The 26,145-nt window shown below is 44.8% G+C and carries 27 protein-coding genes and 1 pseudogene; 24 read left to right on the top strand and 4 right to left on the bottom strand.

Annotated elements, in window-relative coordinates; genetic code table 11:
• Positions 1 to 31: 31 nt before the first annotated feature.
• From PUT07_RS15385 to PUT07_RS15400, 4 genes are read left to right on the top strand one after another with little or no spacing between them, the layout of a single operon-like run.
• Positions 32 to 1,498: a spore germination protein gene (locus tag PUT07_RS15385; RefSeq protein WP_274469042.1), complete on the top strand. Its 1,467-nt coding sequence runs from the start codon at positions 32 to 34 to the stop codon at positions 1,496 to 1,498.
• Complete coding sequence (locus tag PUT07_RS15390) at positions 1,482 to 2,642, top strand: Ger(x)C family spore germination protein (RefSeq protein WP_274469044.1); 1,161 nt, start codon at positions 1,482 to 1,484, stop codon at positions 2,640 to 2,642. The genes PUT07_RS15385 and PUT07_RS15390 overlap by 17 nt, the downstream gene beginning before the upstream one ends.
• Before the next feature lies 1 nt (position 2,643).
• Positions 2,644 to 2,889 (top strand): hypothetical protein, encoded by a 246-nt coding sequence (locus tag PUT07_RS15395; RefSeq protein ID WP_274469045.1) that lies wholly within the window; start codon positions 2,644 to 2,646, stop codon positions 2,887 to 2,889.
• A complete protein-coding gene (locus tag PUT07_RS15400; protein WP_274469046.1) occupies positions 2,889 to 3,986 on the top strand; it encodes a GerAB/ArcD/ProY family transporter in 1,098 nt (365 codons plus the stop codon). Before PUT07_RS15395 ends, PUT07_RS15400 begins: the two co-directional genes overlap by 1 nt.
• A 117-nt stretch (positions 3,987 to 4,103) precedes the next feature.
• Here the strand turns inward: PUT07_RS15400 and PUT07_RS15405 are convergent, their stop codons facing one another.
• The gene (locus PUT07_RS15405) at positions 4,104 to 4,949 is read right to left on the bottom strand and encodes an MBL fold metallo-hydrolase (protein WP_274469047.1); all 846 of its coding nucleotides are present in this window, start codon (positions 4,947 to 4,949) and stop codon (positions 4,104 to 4,106) included.
• Between the two features lie 273 nt (positions 4,950 to 5,222).
• Here PUT07_RS15405 and PUT07_RS15410 point away from each other — a divergent pair, with 273 nt between their 5' ends.
• Both PUT07_RS15410 and PUT07_RS15415 read left to right on the top strand, forming a co-directional pair.
• The gene (locus PUT07_RS15410; protein WP_274469048.1) at positions 5,223 to 5,426 is read left to right on the top strand and encodes a hypothetical protein; all 204 of its coding nucleotides are present in this window, start codon (positions 5,223 to 5,225) and stop codon (positions 5,424 to 5,426) included.
• Between the two features lie 231 nt (positions 5,427 to 5,657).
• Positions 5,658 to 6,080, top strand: a complete 423-nt coding sequence (locus PUT07_RS15415; protein WP_274469049.1) for a GreA/GreB family elongation factor — start codon at positions 5,658 to 5,660, stop codon at positions 6,078 to 6,080.
• A 106-nt stretch (positions 6,081 to 6,186) separates the two neighbouring features.
• Here the strand turns inward: PUT07_RS15415 and PUT07_RS15420 are convergent, their stop codons facing one another.
• Genes PUT07_RS15420 through PUT07_RS15430 form a run of 3 tightly spaced genes read right to left on the bottom strand, consistent with a single transcriptional unit; the run spans position 6,187 to position 9,733 of the window.
• On the bottom strand, positions 6,187 to 7,293 hold the full coding sequence (locus PUT07_RS15420) for a Ger(x)C family spore germination protein (RefSeq protein WP_274469050.1): 1,107 nt from the start codon (positions 7,291 to 7,293) through the stop codon (positions 6,187 to 6,189).
• Complete coding sequence (locus PUT07_RS15425) at positions 7,290 to 8,348, bottom strand: hypothetical protein (RefSeq protein WP_274469051.1); 1,059 nt, start codon at positions 8,346 to 8,348, stop codon at positions 7,290 to 7,292. The genes PUT07_RS15420 and PUT07_RS15425 overlap by 4 nt, the downstream gene beginning before the upstream one ends.
• Before the next feature lie 32 nt (positions 8,349 to 8,380).
• Positions 8,381 to 9,733, bottom strand: coding sequence for a spore germination protein (locus PUT07_RS15430; protein WP_274469052.1), 1,353 nt, complete (start codon positions 9,731 to 9,733; stop codon positions 8,381 to 8,383).
• A 262-nt stretch (positions 9,734 to 9,995) separates the two neighbouring features.
• On the opposite strand from PUT07_RS15430, the gene PUT07_RS15435 reads away from it, so the two are divergent.
• From PUT07_RS15435 to PUT07_RS35440, 18 genes and pseudogenes are all read left to right on the top strand, one after another.
• Positions 9,996 to 11,291, top strand: coding sequence for a response regulator (locus PUT07_RS15435; protein ID WP_274469053.1), 1,296 nt, complete (start codon positions 9,996 to 9,998; stop codon positions 11,289 to 11,291).
• Positions 11,288 to 12,364: a HEAT repeat domain-containing protein gene (locus tag PUT07_RS15440; protein WP_274469054.1), complete on the top strand. Its 1,077-nt coding sequence runs from the start codon at positions 11,288 to 11,290 to the stop codon at positions 12,362 to 12,364. The genes PUT07_RS15435 and PUT07_RS15440 overlap by 4 nt, the downstream gene beginning before the upstream one ends.
• The gene (locus PUT07_RS15445; protein ID WP_274469055.1) at positions 12,357 to 13,802 is read left to right on the top strand and encodes a glycosyltransferase family 2 protein; all 1,446 of its coding nucleotides are present in this window, start codon (positions 12,357 to 12,359) and stop codon (positions 13,800 to 13,802) included. The genes PUT07_RS15440 and PUT07_RS15445 overlap by 8 nt, the downstream gene beginning before the upstream one ends.
• 14 nt (positions 13,803 to 13,816) lie before the next feature.
• On the top strand, positions 13,817 to 17,158 hold the full coding sequence (locus PUT07_RS15450; RefSeq protein WP_274469056.1) for a hypothetical protein: 3,342 nt from the start codon (positions 13,817 to 13,819) through the stop codon (positions 17,156 to 17,158).
• 138 nt (positions 17,159 to 17,296) lie between these two features.
• On the top strand, positions 17,297 to 17,911 hold the full coding sequence (locus tag PUT07_RS15455; protein WP_274469058.1) for a PH domain-containing protein: 615 nt from the start codon (positions 17,297 to 17,299) through the stop codon (positions 17,909 to 17,911).
• Positions 17,912 to 18,037: 126 nt separating this feature from the next.
• The gene (locus PUT07_RS15460) at positions 18,038 to 18,481 is read left to right on the top strand and encodes a hypothetical protein (protein WP_274469059.1); all 444 of its coding nucleotides are present in this window, start codon (positions 18,038 to 18,040) and stop codon (positions 18,479 to 18,481) included.
• Positions 18,482 to 18,626: 145 nt separating this feature from the next.
• Positions 18,627 to 18,845, top strand: coding sequence for a hypothetical protein (locus PUT07_RS15465; RefSeq protein WP_274469060.1), 219 nt, complete (start codon positions 18,627 to 18,629; stop codon positions 18,843 to 18,845).
• Between the two features lie 178 nt (positions 18,846 to 19,023).
• Positions 19,024 to 19,506 carry a DUF2975 domain-containing protein gene (locus PUT07_RS15470; RefSeq protein ID WP_274469061.1) on the top strand — a complete coding sequence of 161 codons (483 nt, stop codon included), beginning with the start codon at positions 19,024 to 19,026 and terminating at the stop codon, positions 19,504 to 19,506.
• A gap of 159 nt (positions 19,507 to 19,665) precedes the next feature.
• Positions 19,666 to 20,361 carry an aspartate/glutamate racemase family protein gene (locus PUT07_RS15475; RefSeq protein WP_274469337.1) on the top strand — a complete coding sequence of 232 codons (696 nt, stop codon included), beginning with the start codon at positions 19,666 to 19,668 and terminating at the stop codon, positions 20,359 to 20,361.
• 30 nt (positions 20,362 to 20,391) lie between these two features.
• Positions 20,392 to 21,171: an SDR family oxidoreductase gene (locus PUT07_RS15480; RefSeq protein ID WP_274469062.1), complete on the top strand. Its 780-nt coding sequence runs from the start codon at positions 20,392 to 20,394 to the stop codon at positions 21,169 to 21,171.
• Positions 21,172 to 21,256: 85 nt separating this feature from the next.
• Positions 21,257 to 21,733 (top strand): DinB family protein, encoded by a 477-nt coding sequence (locus PUT07_RS15485; RefSeq protein ID WP_274469063.1) that lies wholly within the window; start codon positions 21,257 to 21,259, stop codon positions 21,731 to 21,733.
• A 222-nt stretch (positions 21,734 to 21,955) separates the two neighbouring features.
• On the top strand, positions 21,956 to 22,105 hold the full coding sequence (rpmG, locus tag PUT07_RS15490; RefSeq protein ID WP_274469064.1) for a 50S ribosomal protein L33: 150 nt from the start codon (positions 21,956 to 21,958) through the stop codon (positions 22,103 to 22,105).
• A 61-nt stretch (positions 22,106 to 22,166) separates the two neighbouring features.
• Entirely contained in the window at positions 22,167 to 22,640 is a 474-nt protein-coding gene (locus PUT07_RS15495; RefSeq protein ID WP_274469065.1) for a hypothetical protein, read from the top strand.
• On the top strand, positions 22,633 to 23,508 hold the full coding sequence (locus tag PUT07_RS15500) for an AAA family ATPase (protein WP_274469066.1): 876 nt from the start codon (positions 22,633 to 22,635) through the stop codon (positions 23,506 to 23,508). The genes PUT07_RS15495 and PUT07_RS15500 overlap by 8 nt, the downstream gene beginning before the upstream one ends.
• Before the next feature lie 466 nt (positions 23,509 to 23,974).
• Positions 23,975 to 24,715 (top strand): ABC transporter ATP-binding protein, encoded by a 741-nt coding sequence (locus PUT07_RS15505; protein ID WP_274469067.1) that lies wholly within the window; start codon positions 23,975 to 23,977, stop codon positions 24,713 to 24,715.
• 17 nt (positions 24,716 to 24,732) lie between these two features.
• Positions 24,733 to 25,059: pseudogene (locus PUT07_RS35435) on the top strand (MFS transporter); the annotation flags it as partial.
• Between the two features lie 325 nt (positions 25,060 to 25,384).
• Complete coding sequence (locus PUT07_RS15515) at positions 25,385 to 25,720, top strand: HIT domain-containing protein (RefSeq protein WP_274469069.1); 336 nt, start codon at positions 25,385 to 25,387, stop codon at positions 25,718 to 25,720.
• A gap of 219 nt (positions 25,721 to 25,939) precedes the next feature.
• Positions 25,940 to 26,131: an HAD hydrolase-like protein gene (locus PUT07_RS35440; protein ID WP_338000757.1), complete on the top strand. Its 192-nt coding sequence runs from the start codon at positions 25,940 to 25,942 to the stop codon at positions 26,129 to 26,131.
• The last annotated feature ends 14 nt before the right edge of the window (positions 26,132 to 26,145 follow it).

Consider the following 26,145-nt stretch of genomic DNA (forward strand, 5'->3'; position numbering starts at 1 on the left):
TCGATATTCATCTACCTTCGGAGGTTAATCCATGAAAGTGAGGCCTAATACGATCGATACCTGTGTTCTCAATGCCTTGGATGGACTATATCGGAGGTTCGCGGACAACGATCTACTCATCGTACGGCATCTCAAAATGGAGGAAGGCCGTCCGGTCGCATCCCTTGCCTATTTAAGTGCCATTGTAGACGAACAATTCCTCAATGGCGAGCTCATCGGCACGTTAAGTGATGACCATCGGGGTACAGCGGAACACAAGGATGCCTCGTATATGGAATTGATGAACCGCTTGGGCAAGGCCAAGCAGCTTATGCGAATGGAGGATGTCGTGCAGTTTATTTCGGATGCCGGCATCGTTCTTTTCCTCGAAGGTCGATTCGAAGCCTATGGCATCACACTGCCAGGTTATGAGACGCGTGCCGTAGAAGAACCGAAATCGGAAGTTAACGTACGCGGGCCGCGGGAAGGATTCACCGAAGATCTTCAGACAAACCTGGGTATGGTGTATCGAAGGCTAAAGACGCCAGAACTGAAATCGGTGGCAATCAAGATCGGGCAGCAGAGTCAAACGAAAGTGACGATCCTGTATTTGAAGAACCAGGTCAACGAATCGGTCTTGGCGGAAGTTAAAAAAAGGCTGAATGCGGTTCGGATGAACGTTCTTATCGATAGCGCACAGTTGGAGGAATTGATTCAGGACAGCACGTACTCGCCATTTTCGCAAATTTTGAATACAGAGCGTCCCGATCGGGTCATCACAGCGTTGAATCGAGGCAAAACAGCGATTATGATCGACGGGACTCCGAATGCATTACTCGCTCCGTCTTCGTTCACCGATTTCCTTCACCCCAGCGAAGATTTATATGAGCGGTTTTATTTTGCCAATTTTTTGCGGATTCTTCGATTAATCACTTTGTTTATTTCTTTGTTTGGACCTTCTTTGTACATCGCCTTAACCACATTTCATTTGGAGATGATTCCTACACCTTTAATGCTCACTTTCCTTTCGACGAAAGCGGGAATTCCCTTTCCCACCTTTATCGAGGCCTTGATCATGGAGGTCGCATTTGAAGTTCTTCGGGAAGCCAGTCTGCGGCTGCCTCGTGTAGTCGGACAATCCGTTAGCATTGTCGGTGCCCTCATTATCGGGGAAACAGCCGTCGATGCAGGGATCGTCTCGCGGCCGATGGTGATCGTGGTGGCCATGACAGGCATCGCATCGTTTACGATACCTCAGTTCAGCACCGCTATTTCGCTCAGGATGCTGCGTTTCCCCCTTATGTTTCTCGCTGCATCTATGGGTGTGTTCGGTCTTGCTCTCGGGATGTTTACGATCACTTTGCATTTGTGCTCGCTGAGATCGTTCGGCAACCACTACTTTGTTTTATTTGACGGCAAAGGGTGGCGGAACGTACTTGAGAGCTACATCCTTTTTCCGATTCAACATCGGAAATTAAAATCTTGGGGAGAGGATCAGCAGAATGATGAAGCTCGCTAGATGGACTTTGTTGCTCGGCTTGATGATATCGCTCTCGGCGGGATGCTCGACAGACATTCGGGAAATCAGCGATGTCGCTTTGGTGATGATTACCGGCATCGATTATGATAAAGAACAAAACAAATATACCTTTACGGCTTACAGTATTTTACCTTCTACCACCAGTATGGAGAACTCAAGCAAACAGAATGAATGGGTGGCAAGCGCACAAGGAATCTCCATTATGGATGCAGCCCGTAATTTGCGAAGCCGGGCGGGTAAAACGTTAGATTGGCAGCATGACAAATTTTTCATCATCGGGGAAGAAGCCGCGACACACGCCTTATATGAAATTATCGATTATATGACCCGATCTCGCGAAATCCGAATATCCAGCTACATCATCGTCAGCGAAGGGAAAGCAGCCGATAAGCTGGCAGTGAGATCGGAGACGAACGATCTGATTGCGAACGATTTTCTAGGGAGAACGACCAACGAGCATTTATGGGGCAAGAGCATCTCCTTGATGGTGAAAGACGTTTCAAATTTGTTTTCGAATCCTTACCGGGGGTTCGTGACTGGCCGACTAAGTTTGGATAAGCCGGTTAACAGTTCGAAGGAAGTGCTTCTCCTCAGCGGCGGCTCCGTATTTAACAAGGGTAAGTTCGTTGACTGGCTGAAAGGGAAGGATACCATAGCGGTTTACCTGCTCTCTAAGAAAAGAGAATGGAGCAAGCTGGAATTCCCGGTAATGGTCCAATTCAACTCCACCAATGTGACGATCCTCATGCAGTTTCCGAAGAAAACATTGCAATTTCGCCAGACGGACGAAGGCATGACGCTGGAAATTGACGTAAGTTTAAAAGCGGCCCTAATGGATATGGATCACCCTCTACAGTTGAGTAGACCGGGAGCCTTGGAGCAATTGGAGAAAGCGGCAAGCGAAGAGGTAGAGCAAATGCTCGCAGGCAGCTTAAATCATTTTCAAAAGGAATTAAAAGTGGACGTACTCGGTTTCTCCGATTATATCCGACAGCATCATCCGAGGGAGTGGAGCCGCATGAAAGACAATTGGGATGAGCTGTACCCGGCGATTCCCGTGCATATCCATGTAAATGTGCAATTCTCTAGAATCGGGATGAGTCAAGTATTGGAGGGAACTTGAGATGATTGCAACCCTCGTGTGCATCGCCAACTTGTGTTACGGGCTCGGGCAAACGATTCGGATGTGGAGAAGGAGGCAGAAAACCGAGGCGATTGTGCTTCTTTCTTTAACGCTGTTTATCATAGGCTACTTTTTGCCGGCCACCGCGGCTTACTGGCCTACTGTGCAAAAAGTGAACAGCCGTATATTCCAGCCTGTCTCTGATTATGTGCTCCATCTTTTGCAAATTCATGTAGGAGAATTATAATGGCCGCTAATGAGAAAATCAGCAACTTCCAGTTCGGATGTCTTTTCTTTACTTATTTATCGGGGTTCTCGACACTATTTTTGTATGGTGCGAAGACTTTGCAGCAGGATGTGTGGATTTCCAACTTGCTGGCTACTTTTGGGGCTGTTTTTATAGTTTGGCTGATGAAGTATGTGCAGACTCAGCATCCAGCCAAGAATATGACCGAAATATGCGAGCTCTTGCTTGGAAAATGGCTAGGAAAAGCGATTCTCTTCGTTATCCTCTTCAATATCGTCGGACTTGTGGTATTGACGCTTCGGGCGTTGACTTTGTTTTATACGACGGCAATCCTGCCGTACACGTCACCGGAACTGATTATGCTGATGCTGGTGTTAGTTACGTCGTATGCCGTATTTCTCGGGCTTGAAACGACCGTACGTACCGTACAAGTCATTTTGCCGCTGTTTCTTGTCTCAATCATCATCATTTGCTTGCTGATCCTTCGAAACGTAGATACGAATCCATTAATTCCCCAATTTCAAAGCCGCTTCACGGATATCGTCTACGGTACGATGCTTTCATATGCCTTTCCATTCGCAAAATCTTTCGGCCTCGTCTTTGTACTGTTCAGCAGAGTCGCCAATCTGAAGAAGATTATGTCCACCTGCTTCATAAGCTTAATGCTTTCCTGTGTTTATTTATTGATTTCAACTTATTTAGCGATCGGTGCATTAGGCATGAATCTGATGAAGTCGTCTACATTTCCGTTCTTTTCGACAATCCAACTCGTTCGGATCGGCGTTTACTTGGAGAGGATCGAGATCATCATCATCGGAATTTGGACGATATTTACTTTGTACGAGACCATAATAGCCCATTTTTGGTTCATTCAGGTCTTCAGCAGTTTGTTTCGCATACGGGATACGAAGCCATTCATTTTGCCGGCTGGACTGCTATTTTTCTCCGTGGCTTTGAACAGCTTTGCTCGTCCTACTGAACTGGGAATTTATAATACGGCGATTCTTCCCTTTTCGATGTTGTTTCCCACCTTGATCTTGCCGCTCATCCTTGTCATCTTAACTGTATTTAAAAAACAAAAAGGCGATTTGCTTTAGAAAAGCTTGAGAAATCAAGCTTTTCTGCGTAGGGAAATCCGTGTCATAGAAGAATGCCAAATGTACCTAGAACGGGTAGCTTGCTTCCAATATGTATTAATATATAACCTTAAAAGTTTAACTTGTCAGAAACCACGTAATAGCTTTGGTAAATTCGTTAGGCAGCTCTTCCACTTGGAGGTATTGTTTCATCGCCTCGGTAATTCGCTTTTCATCGCCACCGAATGAATCGACATATCGGGCCAATTGTACATACCGACTAATATCCTCATGGAAATCGCTGGCGCTTACTGGACGTGCATGCGATTCGACGTAGGTCTGAGCCGAATAACCGAGAATGCGTTCCATTAGCTGCAAGAAGATGCCGCTGGAATAGCGGTAAGGTCCGCCATAGATTCTAGGTCCAAGGGCGTCCCCTAAGAATATGGTTTTGTCTTCTCTAACAAAGAGAAGGCAGGAATCCTCCGCATGGTCGCCGCCGATATGCTCCAGCTCACAAACGACGCCACCGAGATCAAGCGTTAACTTGCTGTCAAATAACAAATCAGGCTCCATAATGGTTATGTCCCGGTTGTCACTGTACTCCAGTTGGATGTGGCGGGCAGTAGTTTCATTGATCACTCCTAAATGAATGAGTTCGTTGAGGGACTCATCTGTCCATGAGAGACCGGAAAGCTGGCTCAACCGCGTGGCAGTTCTTCGATTTGCGATCGCAGGAATTTTCCATTCAGACATGCCAAACGTATGGTCCCAATGCCAATGTGTCAATACCATCATCTCGGGCAAAGGGATTTGGTTCTGCTGAAGCTTCGAACGAAATTGGGCGGCGTGAGCAGGGGAATTGCCTGCATCCAGCAGCAGCGTTCTTCTTTCCCCAACAATCGCTGCAAGTAGGGGGCGGTCTGTTTCATGTTCAGCATGCTGTATCCATATATGCTGACTTATACGTTCAATATGGGACATTGTACTACTCCTTCTGTAAGAAATCTCATAGTTGTACTATAGCACTTCCAGGGCTCGATTGGTGAATGACTTCGTGAGGGACAAGTTGGATTGACATCCTTACCCCATAATGATATGTTAAACGAAACAAGACATTCTTCCTTTTGGGGCAGAATGTCTTGTTGTACTTTTATGGGTTTTTTACATTAAATGTATTTAATCTGTTGGGGGGAGATCATTATGCGAATTATATGAAGCTTTTAACTTGTAATTAAAATTCAGGAGGTAAAATGGATGATTCAGGTGAAGGAATTTTTAGACACGGATTCGTCGCACGCAGAGATAAGAGCAAATCAATTTTTGGCTGGTTTAACAGATGAGCAAGTTATTAATGTTTGCTACGGGTCGACGATGAAGTCCGTTTTTAACGGAGCAGAAGTCCAGCGTAGTGCGATCCTCGTTGTTTACAAATCGGGAGAAACAAATCCTAATAAATAAAACGAGGTGTTCTGACAAGGTGGAAACCTTCTTTAAATGGCTCTCGGCCATTTCGGTGTTGTGTATTGCAGCAATCTTTCTTGGCTTATTGCTACAGAAAGTTTGACTGGCGCTTGAAGAATGTTTCGAACCGTCTTTGAAACATAGTTGTTTTATTAAAATCTTAGGAGGTTTTGAAAATGAGGCAAACGTATCGAAATTGGAATTTAATCATATGGGGTGGAATCTACGATGAACCATAGTCAAACGTCTATTCACCGTAGCCGCCTTGCTAAACAGCTTGTTTATTTGGATGAACAAGTACCATTTTTACTTGATAATTATCCATCTCACCAAAAGATGAGGATGCGAGATAGCATCGCTCAATATGTGAAAAAAATGGTGACATTGCTTGAGCTTGATGATGCTAATCTTGCTAATTCATTAAGTGAAATTACCCTTATAGGGAGCAGCGTGAAGCTCTGCTATGTAGATGAAGGAACTCACGAAGTATTTCAAGTAGTTTTTCCAACAGAAATAGATCCGGATCAAAATAAAATATCATTTTTTTCCCCGATCGGGAGTCAATTGTTATTGAGATCTAGAGGTGAAGCTTTCGTTCTACGTACGCCTGAGGCTGAGTACTCTGTTCAGATTATTGAGAGTTCCAATTAGTTCGATTAAGCCAAGAAAATAGTTATTTTCTCATAATAAAAGGACGGCCGTAAGGCTGTCCTTTTTAAATATTCCTACGCAGAGCTTCATCAGGAAACTCGCTCATTTATTTTATGACACCTGAACCCAGTATTTTCAGTTGAACATTCACGTTCATGGGGATGGAGGGATAGAGGGCAGTCCATTGCTCCCAATCCTGATCGGAGATATGGCCCATGGCCCTATATCGCAGACCGAATCCAATCGGATCCAAACCATTTTTTTGCATGAGCTGGAGAACCTTTTCTACACGTTCTTTGACTTCCAGTCCGGCGATTTTTTGCAAGCTGCTCCAATCTTCCGTGTAGATAGGACGTCTGGATTCTTCCACCATGCCGTTCAACGTTAAATTCATCTGGATGGCTGGAGTTCCAGCCGAAACACCCGATATGGCATACTTAACTTTTAATTGGTTTACCGCGATATTAAACGAATTATTTTCCTGGATGGTGTGTATATCAATGTTGCTAAAGCCTCTAACCAATTCATTGACTATCCTGGTATGATCCGGTGACAGAAAGACTTTGGCTTTTTGTTTGTCTAACAAAGCAATATGATTGATGTTGTAACTTTGATTTATCGGTTGAATGACAGGAAGATAACCATCTTTCCCCCTCTCCGTCATCCTTCTGTGCAGATCAGATAAATTTTCCGTCATCAAATATGACGAATCTGTACCTTCATTATCAAAACTTAAGAATAGGGAATTGCCAGGCAATCTCTCGGAGATGACCTTAATGCTCAGAACTTCTTTGGCACTTGGATCGCCAATCGCCACGGAAGCGATTTTCTGGATGTCTCTCCGACGCAAGAACCAATCCAGCGGCGTTTGGATATCCTGAGTAGCGAGGGATTTGCCGAAAATAATGACTTTAGCGTGACCGAAATCCAGCTCCTTGTCCACTTTGGACTTCAGTAGACGAACTGCTTCGGTAATTGTACCTGCATCCTGTGATATCATTTGAAAATTATTGGTCTCGCCTGGCTCGATCCGTGGGGAGGCAATCCCGAGCTTAAGCGTTACACGATAAGGCTTCTCGGGATTATCCGAGAGATCGACACCGATGCCCAGAACGAAAAAGCGCTTATCCAAATCTTTAAATCCGCAACTGCTTGTTATCATCAATACGATGAAAAGAGCAACAAGCAGCGCGTTTGAGCCTAAGCGCTTCATCGACTTCGCCTCTTTCCTAACCCGTATACCAGGATAACGAGCAGAATTTCACTTGGTAATCGAAGCTGGAACCAGTCTGACGCTACCTCGATATATTGTTTCTCATTGAAGAAGTAGGCAGAGAGTTCGCTTAAGAACAAAAAGATAAGGACGATTCCCTTGGGCACCCAAGGTTTACGCCATAGTGATAACGATGAGGATGTGGTTGGAAGAATTGATTTGATTAATTCCGCACTAACATGCCAAGTCATCGTAATAAAAAGCAGCGCGATGCAAAAATACAGCAGCAAGAAGATAAATAAAACGCGTTCTACAAATCCAAACTCAACTCTCATCGAATCGACGGTACTTGCCCAAGTATAGTTATAGTCATCGACACCGATTGTGCCATGATATCCGATCGGTACGACAAAGGTCGTAAGTATGACCAAAGCGCCAATAACGGGGATGGTCCACGTATATTTCAACTTATTATCGGCTTGGATGCAGCGGTTAAAGATGGCCCAGTTGACATATCCGGTAAAGATGTAAGTCACCGCTGCAAAGGAATTCCACGAGGGCAGCCCCAACGAATAATGACTCATTACTCGAACGGCACCCCAATCCATGTTCGTATTGGTCAATGCTTTGAATAAAATAAACCCGATTAGCGGGAGATTGACAATGAGGATGATCTCTAGGATATAAAGGACTGTCTGTGAGTTGTTATTTGCCGCCAACGCGCACGCGAGCCCCACAAAGCCAATTAAGATAAATAGATTTAAGTCAGGATTCACAAATCTTTGAACGATTCGGCAGTAGGATACCAGAACCATACCTCCTGCTGAGAACCACATAAAACCCAGGTAGAGTAACAAGATCATGTTGATGCTCTTCGGCAAATGCAATTTAAAAATTTCCGGTAAGCCCATCCGGGGGAAACGCATCATCGATTTCGTAAAGAAAGAGGCAAGAATTGGCCCAATGACGATACTAAGCAGCGCTGCCGGGATAGCACCGGTGAACCGCTCGTTCATAAGGATGCGGGGAATGAAAAGGATCGTATTGGTGAGCATACATAAGATAACCGGGTAATAGTAGTACCGGTTCACATGGGATCACCTTCTTTGATGGAATAGCTTGCTTTTTTCTCGCGCATATAGATTTTCAAATAGGGCTCGCCAAAGCTGCGCAGACTAGCAAGATAATTGACTAATAGAAACATGCCTACTACGATGCCTACAACCCCGAACAATGCAGCAAATACGATGAGTACGAACTTGACAAATCTCATGGCAAAGCTCATAGCGTTAATCGGAATCACGAAGTTTGAGATCGCTACAGCTGATGTAATAATGATCATGATGCTGCTCACAAGCCCAGCTTGCTGCGCGGCTTGCCCCAAGATGAGGCCGCCGACTGTGGTCGCAGTTGAGCCGATGTATTTAGGTAACCTTAAACTGGCTTCAATTAAAGCTTCAATCATAAAGAGCATGATAAAAACTTCAATATAAGACGGATAGGGAACAGCTGCCCTGCTTCCTGCTATAGATAACGTTAGCTGTACTCGCAATATTTCAGGATTATAAGAGACAATAGCTACGTAGAAAGCCGGCAGCGTAACCGTAATGAGCAGCGAAATGTAACGCAAGATAACGAGAGCCTTCGTAATCCAAAAGGATTGATATAAGTCGTCCATCGCCGACATAAAGTCGAAAAAAACGCATGGAACAGCAAGAGCATAAGCGGTACCTTCCATCAGGATCACGATTTTCCCTTGGGCCAAATTCAAGACGGTCCTGTCCGGCCGCTCCGTAATCATCATTCGGGGAAACAAAGAAAACCGGGTATCATTCAGCAGTCTTTCCAACTGTCCGGAAGCTTGCACGAGGTCCACGTCGATAGCTAGTAATTTACTTCGAACCTGCTCAAGCAGCTCCGGCTTCGTGTGGGTAGCATCGTACATCAGGATGATCTCTGTTTTACTCCAATGCCCGACCGTAAGGGCCTCACTAGATAAGCTTGCTCGTTTGTATCGGGAGCGTATCAACCCCATATTTGTATGCAAATCCTCCGAGAACGATTTCGAAGGCCCAAGGATCGTGTTTTCTGTCTTGTTCTCGCCTGGCTGATCATTTAATGAACGTTTTGCCGAAATACTATAGATCTTGTCATAATAGATGATACAAGTATGACCGAGGAGCAAACGTTTTCGAATATCCTCCGTGTCCGCAACGACTTCAGCTCCAAAGGAAAACAGCTGAGCTTCAAAGTAGTCAAACGCGTGACTGTTGTTGAACGGAACGGAAACATATTTGTTAATCACGTTGATATCCACAAGGGTTGATAAGTAAAGGATGTCGATTTCAAATGAAAGGTTTCTCAAATGAAGCGTTCGTAAATCAACAAGTGCTGGAAACATGAGTTTGACTCGTTCTACAATTAAGTTGGTTGTCGACATTGGGCATATTTCTCCGATTTATGTATGAACATGATATACAGTCTATCCATTTTGGATTTGACTAAACAGAATTCGCAGAGTGGGGGGCGGAAAATGTAATTTTCTGGATAAATGGATTTTTTATTATGTCCATTTTGTGGTTGTTCAGTTTTTGTATAGAGGATTATGTTATAATTTCTCGGAACCTGTCGAATTCAGTTAATGGTATATATCTACCTTGAAAATAACAATTTTTTGTAAAGATATGAAGGTGAACAATGGAATGAACGAACTGTTAACGAGAAATCGACCGCTTCTATGTTCGGTAAGTGATGTCCAGATGGCAGAATTTATTCAAATGCATCTAGGCATCGATTGCTGTATGCAACCCTTTGAACCAGATCCGGCATCTGAGTTGATTCCTCAGTTTGACAGAATGAATCCAGATTGTGCGGTTGTTCTCCTGAACGAAGCAACAAAGGACAATTTGACTGAGTGGATCGATCTAAGACAATATTGCGATACGAGACACATTCCCTTCGTTATCCTTATGGACAAAGATGACAAAGAACTTAAATGTGCGTTGTTAGCCGATGCGGTATTGTTCCAGCCGGTAGATGTAAAGGAGCTTCAATTGGTTATAAAGAAACTGCTGGAGAGAAGACAGCGGATTCTTGATCAAATTCTCATCGATCCTTTAACAGGAGCGTTCAATTATCGATATTTGCAGCGTGAAGTTCAAACACAGCTCAATGATATGAAACGGTCTCATGAGACATTTTCGATGGTATATCTAGAGGTTGATCCTAAGCCGTCGATAGATGCCAAGTGCAGGCATGCTTTGACCAAAGGGCTTGTGGATTTTATTCAGGGCAGCATACGACCGACGGATTGCATGGGGCATCATGCTGTAGAAGGATTTGTAATGATTCTGCCTAAAACTGTAAAATCTGACGCCTTGAAATTGATGCATCGGCTGACCGCGTTGTTTTCCAAAGTACCTATCGATACGCCGCGGGGGACGCTTTATGGTTCCTTCTCGGCGAAAGTACGGGAATTTGTTGATTCTAATAGGTCGGCGGACGAGTGCTTGAAGATGATGCCGTTCTCGAATGAGACGGACCCTACTGAGCGCTCGGGATTGGTGTTGGATGGCACGATGAACGATAATGAAACCAAGACCCGCAAGCTGATGCTGGCTATTATCGACGATGACCGATTGATCCGCGAGATGTTAAAGCATCAGTTCTCGGATATCGGAGAAAGCCTATATGACGTCGAAATTAAGGAGTTTGCCGATGGAGAGCAATTTTTCAACGATCCATGGCATCGGCAAAATGAACGCTATATCGTAATTATCGATCGGATTATGCCTAAGATGGATGGATTGGAAGTCCTGCATAAAATTCGTACCGGGTATGACAGACGCAGATATGTATGCATCATGCTCAGCAGCAAAGGGTCGGAAACCGATATCGCCATGGCGATCCAAAGGGGCGCCAACGATTATATGGTTAAGCCTTTCAGCTTAAAGGAGCTTCGCGTGAGAATTAAGCGGCTTGTAGGTGGTTTGCGATGACGCAAGTTTTAGTTTTTCTATTAACCGTCATCTCGCTTGGATTACTTCTGACGATCTACTTGTATTTGCTTTGCCGGAAATGGTTGAATCAGCGGCGCAGGAATAAAAAAGAACGCTGGTTAAAGGTCCAGTCCCATGATATAGACATTTATTTATTTACCGGATATGGAGCCGAATCCTTCGTTCCCGAGAAGGAGTATCAATATGAAGCTTTGGAAGACACGTTTAGTGATTTCCTAAGTAACGTTAAGTTCGAGAAGGACTTCGGACCGATCAATGCTTATGTGGAACGATATTTTGCGCCATGGTATCGCAAGCGGCTTCGCTCTCGGTCCTGGAGTGTCCGAATGAATACATTATATTTCATCAACCGTTTCAACATGGATACGATGCAGAATGACTTGGTTCGCCATTTATCCAGTAAACAATGTTCTGCGGAAGAAAAATTGGAAATTTTACTTATACTCGCGGATTTCGAATACAAAGCTCTCCTGGAGCTTATGAAAGATGTAAAGGAGCTTCCGACCTTTTCGCTGAACGAGCTGTGGAGCCGGCTTGTATCTCAGGATAACGTGGATACGTATGTGGATGGCTTCTTTGAATATGACGGTTCGTGGCAGGGGGCTTTTCTCGAGGCTGTTCGGGACAAGCATTTGCGTTCGGAGAAGCTGCAGCAGCTGCTCGAGCAATTAATTGAATCGGAGCAACGCGAGCTTCGAGTCAAGGCGTTAAAGACGATTGGTTCCCTTGGTTATATGTCTTCCGTCGATACGTTCATACAGTGGTTGGAAAGTAATGAAGCCAAGGGGATATGGGATCGTCCGCAGGCGACTGGGGAGAAGCTGATGGCTGCGCGGTTAATGGGAAGCATCCGGCATGATCGGTTCATTCCCTATCTGAACAAGTTGATCGGGGATAAAGCGTATGGCGTTCGGGCGGAGGCAGCCAGAGCATTGCGGCAGTACCGACAGGGTAAGAGTATGCTGACCAAGCTGGCGTACAACCATCCCGATGCGTTTGCCCGTTCCATTGCCCAAGAATGGATAGAAAGGAGTCCTGATTATTATGAATGAGCTGACGGATTTATTCCGAATTCCGCTCCTACTCCTCAACAAAGCCATCTTCATCTATTTCATCGCTATTTGCTGCTTTTATTTGTTATTGTTCCTACTATCGTACAACCGTTTGGGAAAACAGAAAGGGCTTCATAAAGTCGAACCTTACAAAAGAATGAAGAATTCTTCATTTACCCCGCCATTATCTATCATTGTGCCTGCCTATAACGAAGAAGTGGGGGTGATCGGTACGATTTTGTCACTGATCACCGGCAGCGGAAGGCTGGATTACCCGCAATTTGAAGTGATCGTTGTGAATGACGGCTCGAAGGATCGAACGCTGCAAAAAGTGATCGAGCGGTTTCAGATGGTACCGGTCAAAAACAAAGTGCACCAAAAACGAAATGGCATAGAAACCAAGTCGATTAAAGAAGTGTATCACTCCGAAATTTATCCGTTTTTGATTCTGATTGATAAAGAAAATGGCGGAAAGGCCGATGCATTAAATGCCGGCATCAATATGTCCAAATACCCTTACTTCGCTTCCATTGACGGGGATACCGTCCTCGATCCGGATTCGTTCCTCAAAATCATGATGCCGATTGTGGAGCACGCCGATGATGAAATATTAGCTACCGGCGGGAATGTTTTAATTGCGAATGGGAATACCGTCGTGAAAGGACAGGTCCAGGAAACGAAGCTTTCCCGCAATCCTTTGGTCATGATGCAGTGCATTGAATATATGAGGGCTTTTTTGATGGGACGCATCGGTTTGAGCCGGAATAATTTGCTGCTCGTCATCTCAGGTGCTTTCGGTGTTTTTAAAACGCAGCGGGTCATTCAAGCAGGGGGCTATAAGGCAGATACGGTCGGTGAAGATATGGAATTGGTCGTACGGCTTCATAGGATGAATATAGAGCAAAAGTGGGGAGCCAGAATCGAATATGTAGCTGATCCAATCTGTTACACGGAGGCACCTGAGTCGATGAAATATTTGTACAGACAGCGTACACGCTGGCACAGGGGTTTATTCGAAAGCTTGTGGACCCATCGTCGGATGATGTTCAACAAGAAGTATGGCCTTATCGGGTTTATTGCCATGCCCTTTTATTTTTTTGTTGAGTTACTTGGTCCGCTGGTCGAATTTTTCGGTTATGTAACATTAATTGCCGATCTGATCATGGATCGGGTGTTCATTCAATACGCGCTGATGCTCTTCGCATTAATGGTTGTGTACGGATCGTTCTTATCCATGGGCGCGGTGCTGCTCGAGGAGTGGCGGCTCGGCAAATATCAGAAGATCTCCGAGCTGAACTGGCTGCTCTTGTATGCTCTTTCGGAGGCTTTCTGGTACCGGCCGCTGCTTACGGTATGGCGTGTACGAGCAACGTTTGCCGTGCTTTTCGGAAGAACGCAGGGCTGGGGCGAGATGCAGCGTAAAGGGGTTTCAGCTTAGAAGGGGGTACAACGATGAAGCGGTCCTGGACTCAGTGGGTGGTGGTGTTGTTCATTATCATCGCGGCGGCAGCCACCCCAATGGCGGCTTGGAAATGGAAGTCAAGCCAAGTCCTGAATGTGGCTATTCTAGATAAAACAGTTCCCGACACAACGTACCGGGAGCATAAGGGTCTAATGTGGCTTCTCAATTATTTCAAATATGTCCAAGATGATCGAACGGCTTATTCCATCGCGAACGATTATTTCGGCTACGTTCCTGGTGCGGAGGGTTCCAATGCCGTTCGCGACCTGAAGCTGTCCGAAGACTACGATCTGGTCTATATTGCAGATACGTATGGCGTGTACAAAGATGATATGACGCAAATGGCGATGCGCGGTAACCGATCGGATAAAATTTATGGTGGACTGCAGCTCTCCGATATCGAGCAAATCAAGAATGCGATCTATAAAGGAACCTCTCTGATCGCCGAATTTAACACGTTCGGGAGTCCGACCGACAATGCGGCCAAACAAGCGCTGTATGAAATCATGGGAGTCCGCTGGTCGGGCTGGATCGGCCGTTATTTTCCCGATTTGGCAGGCGGAGGGGAGCTTCCGGATTGGGCAAAGAGCAATTATGAGAAGCAAACCGGGCAAAAATGGACCTTCCAAGGCCCAGGCTTCCTCTTCGTTAAGGATGATGACCAGGTAGCTGTGCTGGAGGAAGGGAAAGAATCCGGAAAGCGGGGCAATGTATTCTCTTTGACGGAGAAGGGGAAAGCCTTTGTCGGCAAGACGGTTGAAACCCGGTACAATTACTGGTTCGATGTCATCGAGGCCGAGGACAAGGAAGGCATTCTGGCGAATTACGACCTTGACTTGACTGAGGCCGGCGAGAAGAAGCTGAAGACGCTAGGCATCCCTTCAACATTCCCGGCCGTCGTCAAAAATGATACGGGTACGTATACCTCCTATTATTTGGCAGGGGATTATGCCGATCATCTCGAAGCCCCTGATTTTTACCAGTACCAATGGCTGGATCAGCTGTTTGCCGCCTTCGCTTGGGATTCCGGTAAAAATCAGCAGAGCTTTTACTGGAAGGCTTATCGGCCGCTTCTGAAGCGGATATTGGAGGAAACGGCGCAGAAGAAGCAGCAGCCGACAGTCATTCCTGCTAATACTCATGCCGTTACGACGGATGGTATCACGATTCCGGCCAAAGTAGGCAGCCAATATTTGCAGTTGTATCAGAACGACAGCTGGAGCGACATGCTCGTCAAAGGCGTCAACATCGGTATGGGGAAGCCTGGAAAATATCCGGGAGAAGCCTCGATTACGAAGGCGGAATATTTGCGATGGTTCAAGTACATAGGAGCTATGAATGCCAATGTCATTCGTACGTACACCTTGCACCCTCCGGCTTTCTATGAGGCGCTTCTCGAATATAACAACAAAGCTTCCAAACCGCTTTATTTATTACATGGCGTATGGATTAATGAAGAGAAGCTTCTCTCATCGAAAGACGTCTATACCAAAGAGCTTTGGACGGAGTATGTTGAAGAGATGCAGCGGACCGTCGATGTGATTCACGGCCATGCCGATTTGCCGGCCAATCCGGGGCATGCTTCGGGGACCTACAGGGCCGATATCTCGAAGTACGTACTGGGTTGGGTACTAGGTATTGAGTGGGATCCGAAGATCGTTGTCGAAACGAACCAGAAGCACCAAGGGATGCCGGATTTCAATGGGCGCTACTTCCGAACAGAGCAGGCGTCTCCCTTCGAAGCATGGTTGGCCTCGACGATGGATGAAATCTCCGTATACGAGTCGGATCACTATCATTGGCAGCGGCCGACCAGCTTTACGAATTGGCCTACTACCGATATGATCGAGCATCCATCCGAACCGCTGATGGAAGAAGATATGGTTTCGGTCAATCCGAACGTCATTTGGACGAAACCGACATTTCAGGCTGGCTATTTCGCATCGTATCATGTGTACCCTTATTACCCGGACTTTATGAATTATGAGACGAAGTATACCGATTATGTTGATTTCCGCGGGGAAAAGAACAGCTACGCGGGCTACCTGCACGATCTGAAGCAGATGCACCGCATGCCTGTGCTCGTTGCCGAATTCGGGGTTCCTGCCTCACGTGGAATGACACACCGCAATGTGCGGGGATGGAACCAGGGTGCTCATAACGAACAGGAGCAAGGCGCTATCGATGGCCGGATGTTCGAGGAAATCACGAAAGAGGGCATGGCCGGAGGCCTAGTCTTTACTTGGCAGGACGAATGGTTTAAGCGGACATGGAATACGATGGATTTGGATAATCCGGATCGCAGGCCGTTCTGGTCAAATGTCCAAACTAGCGAGCAATATTTCGGATTGATGGCCTTTGAGCCAGGAGAACCGCAACAGGGATTGTATGTGGATGGCGATATTAACGATTGGACGAAGGAGAAGCTTACTCCTGTGCCTATGAAGGGTGCCGCCGCCCAAGCCTTGGACGGTGACGATCCGCAAAGGGAAATCAAGCAAATGTTCGTATCCAGCGATGCGCGCAACGTGTACTTCCGAATTGATTTCGGACAAAACGGCGGGCCCTTGGACTGGTCAAAGACAGGGGCTTCGATATTGCTTGATACGATTCCGAACCAAGGCCAGCATCGGATTCCGGGCGGAAGCGGCCTGACGACGGATGCCGGAATCGACTTCGTCATTGATCTGAAAGGGCCGAAGCAATCGCGTATTTGGGTCGACAGCTATTACGATTCTACGTATTATCAGTACGGCGGTGTGCTGAAGATGATGCCGTGGCTGGATTACGCCAATCAAAAGGACAATAGCATCTTCCACAAAATGACGCTTGTGTTGAACAAAGAGATGGAAGTTCCGAATGTTCGCGGTTTAACGTTGCAGCTGCCGCTTGAAACCTATGAAACCGGGCTATTGCGCTACGGGAACGGGAATCCGGACAGCCCAAGCTTTGATTCGCTTGCCGATGTGGCTTACGATGACAAGGCTCATGTCGTCGAGGTGAGGATTCCGTGGCAGCTGCTGAATGTGAAGGATCCGAGTACCCGAGAAATGATGGGCGATCTGTGGCAGAAGGGGCTTCAAGCAACGGAGCAAATGCCGGGCATTAAGATCGCGGCGGTTACGTACAAGCCCGATTCGCAGTCTAACGGAGACGCTCCAGGAAGCCAGCACATTTCGTACTCAATGCCAGCTTTGAACGGTAATGTGCTTCAATCCGCAGACATGTTCAACTATCAATGGGATAAATGGGAGACACTGGATTATCATGAACGACTCAAAAAGTCCTATTATATGATTCAGGATTTGTATCAAAAGATAACAATGCCATAGGAAACAAGCCGGCACCGGGTCTCGACCGGTGTCGGCTTGTTTCTATTCTTTTAAATCGATTATCTTAATTCATACTTTTGAAGAAAAAGTTGCCGTGCTATACTGAAATTATGAGTCGAATAGGAGAGGATGATTTCATTGTTTAAGAAGCTTGCGGCAGATGCTTTAGGGTTAAGTGATATCGGTAAGGTAATCAGTCCGACTGATTTTGACAAAGTAGATTCTGATGATTATGTCATGCATGAAGACGGGGAGAAAATTTTCTTCATCATCAAATCGAAGAAGGACGAATACTGCTTCACCAACCTTGCCCTAATTCACCTAGATGGGGATAGTGCTATTAGCAGTAAGCGTATGCTCAAGCGTTACAGTTACCATACAAATGCAATTGCCAATGTGTATCTGGAAACTGCAGGAACGATCGATCTGGACGTTGAGATCAAATTTGTTATTGGTAACGTAAACTTCTCAATTGATGTGGACAAGAAGCAAATTGAGCAGATCAAAGACTTGTACAAAGCATTAATTAATATCTCCGAGACGGTAGCACATAACGATGAACTGTTCGAATATGCGAAGCAAAGCATAGGGATTGCTAAGGAAGCGACAGGTCGCCTCACAACACAAACTACATCCCCAGCCGCCCAATTCGATGCTATCAATGAATCCACCTACAATTGGTTGAAGGGGAAGCACTCCGAGTTAAAGATTAAGGATTTCGGGTACATCTTCGAACGGTATATTAACAACTAACACACTGAATTTCATATTTATTAACATATTGGAGAAGAGACCAGTCAAATCATGGATTGGTCTTTTCTTTCATTAAGCGGGCTTCCGTAAAATCAAGTTGTTAGCGTTTAGATGGAGGGAGAGCATATGGGCGAGAATGAAAATGCGGGAATTCTTTTATTAACAAATGCGATATTAAAAGATACTAAACTTTCACTTAAAGCCAAGGGACTTTATTTCAATATGATTTTCTTAATCGAAGAACAGGATTTGACCATAAACATGATTAAGAAAATGAATCAAGTCGATAGTGAACGTTCAATTAAGATGTGCCTCACCGAGCTTGAAAATGGCGGTTATATTATCCGAAAAACGCTTCAAGATGGAGAGGCTAGTTGGGATCTTAATCGTTCAATGAATAAAAAAAGCAAAAAAGAAGTAACAGTGAACCCAGTAAACGAAACTATTAAAAATCAAACGACTAAGCCTGTAAGGAAAAAGGTGCAACCAAAGAAAAATTCAACACGGAAAGCAGCCAAAAAAACCGGACTGAATCGTGCTATAAGCAGTTTTTTAAAAGAATTCTTTTAATCCATATCGAGAAGTTTCTAAATGGAATTGTCTGGGGATTCACCGAGTGCTCTGAGCACTTTTACACGGTAAAAGGCCCATACATAAAATGGATTCTTACAGGGCATTTTAATTCAATTCCAATACGAAGGAGTTGAATTAACCGGTGCCCCAACCTAGAGACAACGATGGGAAATTAGTTAGTAAAGTTGAAGTGGATTCGGATGCGAACGAAGATCGTAATCGAGAGGAGCAACTAGATGACTCCTTTGAAGCTTGGTATGAAAATATCGGTGATCAGGTTAAGCAAAAGCTAGATCTTACGAATGTGCCGCAAGACAATGTATTTGATTCGGCCGTCGATTTGGATGAGGATCCTTCCTAGGATCAGATGCATACGCATTGTTAGTAAGAGCATTTCTTCGTCATGAGAAATGCTTTTTTTTGTTTTTGGGATTATTTCCTTAACAATAATAAATTAATCATAAACAATACAAATTTATTGTTAAACGATAAATGTTGTGTTAAAGTCATTTTATAAATTACTTAGCGAGGTGCTCTTGATGAAACGGGGAACAACTTACTTTTTGAAGATGGCAGTTATTCTAATTGGAATCCCAATTCTTGCTTTGTGCATATTTATAGTTCCTAAAATCGGGAATTTTGCTGGAGAATTATATCCAAGTATTGCTTATTTGAAATCTCTCGTATTAATCGATATGTACGCGGCAGCCATACCATTTTACTTTGCGCTGTATCAAGCTTTTAAACTTGTAAGTTATATTGATAAGAATCAAGCGTTCTCGGAATTGTCCGTAAAGGCTTTGAAGAATATAAAATACTGCGCCATCACAATCAGTACCTTGTACTTGCTAGGGATGCCGCTCTACTATCTCATGGCGAGGAGAGTCGACCCTCCAATTATCACAGTCACCGGATGGGTCATTATTGTCGCTTCTATGGTGATCGCTGTTTTTGCTGCTGTTCTCCAAAGACTTTTACAGGAAGTTATAAATATAAAATCAGAAAATGATTTAACGATCTGAGGGAATCGAATCTATTCTTCACCTTTATTCATCTCCTTCAGTTAAATCATGGGCTACTTAGTCCCAATATATGGTATGATGATTTCAAGGGTTTGTACAGCCATTCATACTACGAACGCTGTTATTATTTATTAAATATTTAATCTGAGGTGTTTAGCTATAAAAACAATTGGCCTAATTGGCGGAATGAGTTGGGAGTCATCCTTGCTTTATTACCGAATCATCAATCAACGTGTGAAAGAGATATTAGGCGGACATCATTCCGCAAAAAGTCTTATGTATTCGGTGGATTTCCACGAGATCAAGACTCTTCAACATGAAGGGAAATGGGATGAAGCCACAAAAATCATGATTGATTCAGCACAGAAGCTTGAATCTGGTGGTTCAGATTTCATTGTCATATGCACGAATACGATGCACATAATGGCAAATGAAGTAGAAGAAGCGGTCTCAATACCAGTACTACATATAGCTGATGCAACGGGATTGGAGATTGTTAAATCTGGAATTAAAACAATCGCTTTGCTCGGAACCTCATTTACGATGGAACAAGAGTTTTACAAGGGTAGACTTCATAATAAATTCGGACTTCAAGTTATCATTCCTGATGAAGCATCCAGGAAGATTGTACATAATGTCATTTATCAGGAGCTTTGTCTCGGAATAATAAATGAACATTCGAAACAGTCTTTTATAGAGATAATTAATAAATTAGTCCAAGATGGGGCGGAAGCCGTCATCCTTGGCTGCACAGAGATCACCTTATTAATCTCTCAACTGGATTGCAAGGTGCCTATATTCGATACAACGAAAATCCATGCTGAATATGCCGTGGATTATGCTCTGAAAGATTAACTAAATAGCACAGGATGTGAATAAAAAGTCATGAATAATACCGGCAAATTAACAGGTCGAATCGCGCTTGTTACGGGCGCAGGTCGTAGAGCAGGAATCGGGGCAGCCGTGTGCAAAGAGTTGGCCAGTCAAGGTGCGGATATATTTTTTACACATTGGGATAACTATGATCAGCAAATGCCTTGGGGCAGTAATGCTGCAGAATCAGAAACGCTTCAGGAGGAAATTCGCTCCGTCGGCGTCCGCTGCGAACACCTTAAATTGGACCTATCCTTACCTGAGAACACTGTAGAGTTAATGAATTGTGTCAATCAGAAGTTAGGGGAGCCTTCCATTCTTGTAAACAATGCTTGCTACTCGGTAAATGATGATCTAACTACGATTACATCGGAGTCCTTAGATGCTCACTATGCAATTAATGTTAGGGCGGTAGTTTTACTTAGTGTTGAATTCACCAAACGATTCATTCAACAGACCGGCGGCCGGATTATTAATATGACATCAGGTCAATCCCTTGGTCCCATGGCCGGTGAAATCTCTTATGCCGCGACGAAAGGAGCTGTTGATTCCTTTACACGCACGTTTGCTGCAGAGGCTGGACCTAAAGGAATTACAGTAAATGCAGTGAATCCTGGCCCGACTGACACCGGTTGGATGACCGCGGAACTTCGGAATCAGCTTTCAACTCATTTTATAGCCGGTAGAGTCGGTTTGCCCAAAGATGCTGCTCGTCTGGTTGCATTCTTAGCCTCCGATGAATCAGAGTGGATAACTGGCCAAGTGCTCCATTCAACCGGGGGATTCAATTAACGGAGATTTGGCTGCCCGTTGTACATTGAGTAACGGGAGTTTAGTTGCAGTCTGCGGGTTACATTAAAACAGGAGGGGGATTGAAGTGGAGGAACTAATTAAGGAGTATGCCTTAGGATACACAATGCTTCGGGAAGCTATCGAAGGATTGTCAGAGGAGGAGTTCCGCTTCAAGCCTGCTCCGGACAAATGGAGTATTCATCAAATCCTCATTCATGTGACAGATTCAGAGATTTCGTCCACATCTAGACTAAAAAAAGTTTTGGCGGAAGATGAACCGACTCTGATTTCATTTGATCAAGACGCATGGGCGAATAACTTGGGGTATGAATTATTAGACCGTGAGCAGTATCTACTTCTGTTCAAATTGCTGCGTTCCAGTATGCAGACAATTCTAGATAATCTAACTACTGAACAAAGCGAGCGAGTGGGAGTGTATGCCGACCATGGACGGTTCACATTTAAGCAATTAATGGTATACCGCATCGAACATGTCCGCAACCACCTTGCTCAAATTGAAAGGGTAAAGAAGGCATACCGCGATAAGCAAGTAACCAATTAAGCTGACCAACATTTGCTCCTCCTGGAAATAGACAATCGTTGCAGCGAAAGCAATGAAATAGGAGCCCTCATCTGAGGGCTATTCGAATTGGCTATGCAAATTATTTGATTTTGTTGACACAAAGAATGGGAAAGGTTATATTACTTCATGTAAATCGTAATAATTACTATTTATTCAATGGATCTACCAAGACGTGAGTTGCTTACAAGGGAGGTGATTACTTTGCGAGTTGTCATTACATTAGCCTGCACAGAAACCGGAGATCGGAACTACACAACGACGAAGAATAAGAAAAACAACCCTGAGCGGTTGGAGTTCAAGAAATATTGCCCCCGCCTCAAGCGGGTGACGCTTCACCGTGAAACCAGATAAAACACAGCCCCCTGGGTATAAGCGCAGGGGGCCAATTCAACAAAGAGGCAGGTAGATAGGTATGCGCGCTTCTGTTCCTGATCCTAAAGAAATCACAATTAGCCAACATACCAAAACACGGTGGCACCGCCGCGGGGAGGAATTGTTGCAATGGATGGCACGGGATAAAAATTGTAAGAGGCCAAAACGTATCGCTGCATTCGAAAATTCGTATGTGGACGAAGAATTGGTCCACGCTTTGACTCTTCTAAACCGGAAGGGAATTGTCACGGAATACTCTTGTGCTGGAGTGAGTCCTCTTGATGAACCGGAAGATCATTCTTTGTATGCGTATATGACCTTACATGGCAGCGATCGTTCTCTTGCCTTTATCCAAGCTGCCATGAAGCGAATGAAACACCGCATTCTGGTCTCCTTTGAACCCGAAAGAAACCGATATGATCTGTCCTCTTTCTATATCGGCCATAACCGCACGTTCTGCCGGCTGATCCAGGCGTGTGCGGAAGATTTTCCGTTTGCAGGAGTCAGTGAATGAATCTAAACCCAACAGCGTGAAGCGAGGCGATAACGGTTTGACTACAAAAAAGAATATTCGGCTGCCAAAATCGAAAGGAATTGAGACAGCCTCCGTATACACTTCTGAAGCATGTAAAGAAAAGATAAAACATTTTGTGCTTCCTGACAACAATCGGCAGATCATAGAAGAATTTATTGCTATTCAAGGGATGAAGCCGAAGTTTGAAGAAGCCGAGGTCCCATTGCCCAATAAAGTCGTCATGTTTGGAACGCCAGGTACAGGCAAGACGCTCACAGCCTACTACCTGGCTCACCGTTTGGATCTCCCACTCATCATCGTTCGGCTGGATGCCATTATCCATAGCCATCTTGGAGAAACAGGTTCCAACATTCGCAAAATTTTTGAATATGCCAAACTGGCTAATTGCGTTCTCTTCTTTGATGAGTTCGATGCCCTTGCACGTGCAAGGGATTCCATTGATGAAGTGAAGGAAATGGCGAGAGTCGTCAATACCTTGCTGCAATGTCTGGATGAGTTTAACGGGGACAGCATCTTCCTTGCCGCTACAAACCTGCAGGAAGAATTAGATTATGCGATTTGGCGAAGGTTTGATACCCGAATGACATATGAACCGCCAAAAGCAAAGGAGTTACATCTCTTTTTGGCAAAGCTGCTTGGCGATTCAGCTGAGAATCTCGAATTGATCGAAACCTCCATACCTCTCCTCCAAGGTTCCAGTTATGCTGAGATTGAACAAATTATTCTAAAAGCGAAGCGAACGACGCTCATTCAGGATTGCAAGATGAGTTACGATACGATTGTAAATGCCTATAATGCTTATAATCCGGCATACATGAAGAAGCAGCTTAAGTTCGCGGTTGAATAAATTAACCGAGCATCGTTTGTATTTATCGGGACATCGTTAAGCGATGATTGAACTGCTTCTGCGATCTGCTTCCTGCGTGTTAACGAATTTTATAATCGTAATAATTACCGCTAAGGTGGAGGTGAATAACTATTTATCAGCAGACTTTCATTCTCACTTATATAAGTCAGGGAGGCTCAGCCCATTGTAAAATCAGTTCCCATTCACAGAAGTGGAGAAATCGTAAGTTCTTACATACATACGAACGGAAATTTATCGAAGTGATGAAACTACACATAATCACAAATCACAGAAGTAACTGAGATTATCATTGCTGACGAGCCGACTACAGCGTTTGATGCCATCTCTCAATATGAAGTCGTCCAGATTTTTACAGACGCTCAGCATCCATATACCCAACATCTGGTATCCTCCCGATTAGCGCTGAGCTACCCGTTCAAAAAGATCATGGAGGAGAGGAGATTGCTTGCTAGTCGTTGACGGTGTTGAGAAATCTTATCGCAAGAACGGATTGTTTTCCAAAGAAAAGCTGCAGATCCTGAAGGATGTCCGTTTTACCTGTGGGTATGGCGAATGTCTGGGAATTATCGGGGAAAGTGGAAGCGGCAAATCGACGCTAGGGCGGCTGATAGCCGGAATTGAGAAACCTGATCGCGGGTCCGTCTTATTGGAGGGACAGCATGTTGCGGATAGAGCGGCCAGATCGGGCAAAATGAGTGTGGTTTTTCAGGATTATACATCGTCCATCAATCCGTTTTTTACAGTTGAACAAGCGATTATGGAGCCGCTAACCAGCAAGTTTGTAAAGGAGAAGAAGCGTATGGTCGGCCAGCTATTGCATCAAGTGGGGCTGAACCCTTCCTATCGTCATAAATTCCCGCATGAGCTATCGGGGGGAGAGGCACAGTGCGTGTGCATCGCCCGGGCTATCGCAACGGAACCCCAATGTATCGTGCTGGATGAAGCCATCAGCTCTCTCGACGTATCGGTCCAGGCGCAAGTGCTCGATCTGCTGCAAGATTTAAAGGCGGCATACGGCATGAGCTATATTTTTATCACGCATGACATTCAGGCTGCCGCCTATCTTTGTGACAGGGTGATCTTTTTCAGGAATGGGCAAGTGGAAGAAATCGTTCCTGTCGAACAGCTAAAACATGTTCAGTCCGAATACGCAAGGCAATTACTGCAAATGCAAATCACGTTGTAAGGTTGGAGGAAGAAATTTTGATCGGAGCGTTGTCCTGGCCTTTTCTGCGTTTATATTTGCTCGCTCTTCTCTTCTTCAGCGCCAATTCCATCCTGAATGTCATTATCCCTTTACGCGGGGGATCGCTTGGAGCCAGCAACTCTACGATTGGGTTGGTCATGGGGGCGTATATGTGTACGGCTATGATATTTCGCCCATGGGCAGGCGAGATCATCAAACGGCTTGGTCCGATAAAAATATTACGCATAATCCTGGTTATGAACGGATGTGCGCTGCTCTTGTATCCGTTTAGCGGCTTGGGCGGCTTTCTGGTCGCGCGCATCCTGCAAGGAAGTTCAACGGCCTTATAAACGACATATTTAAGTTTTGTTTTGCCGCAGACGAGCCGCAATGTGCTCCTTGGTTTATTCATTGCTATGGCTGATTTAGGATTGTCTTTAGGTGGAGTTATCATGAGGCCGATTGCGGATGTTACTTCTTATTCATTTATGTATATGGTTTGTGCCGCGATGGGAGCGGCGATGATCGTTTTTTCCTATGATCGGCGAAACTGCAGATAATTGTCGGGCCTCATTACGCTAATGGCAGGATCCTTCAATGGCACTACGATAAATCTCGTCCCTAAGATAGGGTTCTTATGCTAAAATTAGAGAAACAAGATAGGGAGGGATGGTATTGTCTGAGGATTTTTATTGTGACGAGGTTTTAAGTGGTCGTACTTCCGTAAATAAAGTATTTGAGACGGATAACGTTCTTGCCTATCATCATACTCGCCCTTTTTATCCCGTTCACATTGTTGCGATTCCCAAGAAGCACATCTCGTCACTGCTGACATTAGAAAAACACGACAATGAACTCTTCATTGAGCTGATGGACGTTGTTAAAAAAGTGGCATCACAAGTACAGTCCGAATATGGGGCATGTAGAGTATTGACGAATTTAGGAAAGTACCAAGACTCCAAACATTTACATTTTCATATCTTCTACGGCGAACCATTAGGCTAAACGAAGTCTGGGTGACGGGACAATCGGCGGTACAGGACATTTTATTCATCCTAATGATTTTTCTCTATACCAGGGAGCTCAAGAAGCAATAAATGATCTGAAAGCAGCTGGTCTCAAGGTAATTGCATTTACAAATCAACACCGGATTTCCCGGGGGCAGGCAAGTTTTGATGATTTTCGAAATCAATTCACAGAAGGCTTGATTTGAAGTAATGTGCTGTGATAGGGGATGTCGGCGATACGGATATGTTAGCCGCACATGCTGTTGGGGCAATGAAAATATTGGTTAAAACTGGCTGGGGAGAAGGATCCCTTCAGGACTATCGATTCAAATGGAAAGAAACCGAACCAGAGTATATAGCAGAGAATATTAATGATGCGGTGAAATGGATTTTGAAATATCATTCGTGAATAACGTAGGACGA

Origin of the sequence: Paenibacillus sp. MAHUQ-63 (assembly GCF_028765165.1) — a bacterium.
Taxonomy (GTDB): domain Bacteria; phylum Bacillota; class Bacilli; order Paenibacillales; family NBRC-103111; genus Paenibacillus_E.

What these genes read in the sequence shown, in the direction of transcription:
- PUT07_RS15385 (WP_274469042.1), top strand. Translation starts at nt 32, where the DNA reads ATGAAAGTGAGGCCTAATACGATCGATACCTGTGTTCTCAATGCCTTG.
- PUT07_RS15390 (WP_274469044.1), top strand. Translation starts at nt 1,482, where the DNA reads ATGATGAAGCTCGCTAGATGGACTTTGTTGCTCGGCTTGATGATATCG.
- PUT07_RS15395 (WP_274469045.1), top strand. Translation starts at nt 2,644, where the DNA reads ATGATTGCAACCCTCGTGTGCATCGCCAACTTGTGTTACGGGCTCGGG.
- PUT07_RS15400 (WP_274469046.1), top strand. Translation starts at nt 2,889, where the DNA reads ATGGCCGCTAATGAGAAAATCAGCAACTTCCAGTTCGGATGTCTTTTC.
- PUT07_RS15405 (WP_274469047.1), bottom strand. Translation starts at nt 4,949, where the DNA reads ATGTCCCATATTGAACGTATAAGTCAGCATATATGGATACAGCATGCT.
- PUT07_RS15410 (WP_274469048.1), top strand. Translation starts at nt 5,223, where the DNA reads ATGATTCAGGTGAAGGAATTTTTAGACACGGATTCGTCGCACGCAGAG.
- PUT07_RS15415 (WP_274469049.1), top strand. Translation starts at nt 5,658, where the DNA reads ATGAACCATAGTCAAACGTCTATTCACCGTAGCCGCCTTGCTAAACAG.
- PUT07_RS15420 (WP_274469050.1), bottom strand. Translation starts at nt 7,293, where the DNA reads ATGAAGCGCTTAGGCTCAAACGCGCTGCTTGTTGCTCTTTTCATCGTA.
- PUT07_RS15425 (WP_274469051.1), bottom strand. Translation starts at nt 8,348, where the DNA reads ATGCTCACCAATACGATCCTTTTCATTCCCCGCATCCTTATGAACGAG.
- PUT07_RS15430 (WP_274469052.1), bottom strand. Translation starts at nt 9,733, where the DNA reads ATGTCGACAACCAACTTAATTGTAGAACGAGTCAAACTCATGTTTCCA.
- PUT07_RS15435 (WP_274469053.1), top strand. Translation starts at nt 9,996, where the DNA reads ATGAACGAACTGTTAACGAGAAATCGACCGCTTCTATGTTCGGTAAGT.
- PUT07_RS15440 (WP_274469054.1), top strand. Translation starts at nt 11,288, where the DNA reads ATGACGCAAGTTTTAGTTTTTCTATTAACCGTCATCTCGCTTGGATTA.
- PUT07_RS15445 (WP_274469055.1), top strand. Translation starts at nt 12,357, where the DNA reads ATGAATGAGCTGACGGATTTATTCCGAATTCCGCTCCTACTCCTCAAC.
- PUT07_RS15450 (WP_274469056.1), top strand. Translation starts at nt 13,817, where the DNA reads ATGAAGCGGTCCTGGACTCAGTGGGTGGTGGTGTTGTTCATTATCATC.
- PUT07_RS15460 (WP_274469059.1), top strand. Translation starts at nt 18,038, where the DNA reads ATGGGCGAGAATGAAAATGCGGGAATTCTTTTATTAACAAATGCGATA.
- PUT07_RS15470 (WP_274469061.1), top strand. Translation starts at nt 19,024, where the DNA reads ATGAAACGGGGAACAACTTACTTTTTGAAGATGGCAGTTATTCTAATT.
- PUT07_RS15480 (WP_274469062.1), top strand. Translation starts at nt 20,392, where the DNA reads ATGAATAATACCGGCAAATTAACAGGTCGAATCGCGCTTGTTACGGGC.
- PUT07_RS15495 (WP_274469065.1), top strand. Translation starts at nt 22,167, where the DNA reads ATGCGCGCTTCTGTTCCTGATCCTAAAGAAATCACAATTAGCCAACAT.
- PUT07_RS15515 (WP_274469069.1), top strand. Translation starts at nt 25,385, where the DNA reads ATGGTATTGTCTGAGGATTTTTATTGTGACGAGGTTTTAAGTGGTCGT.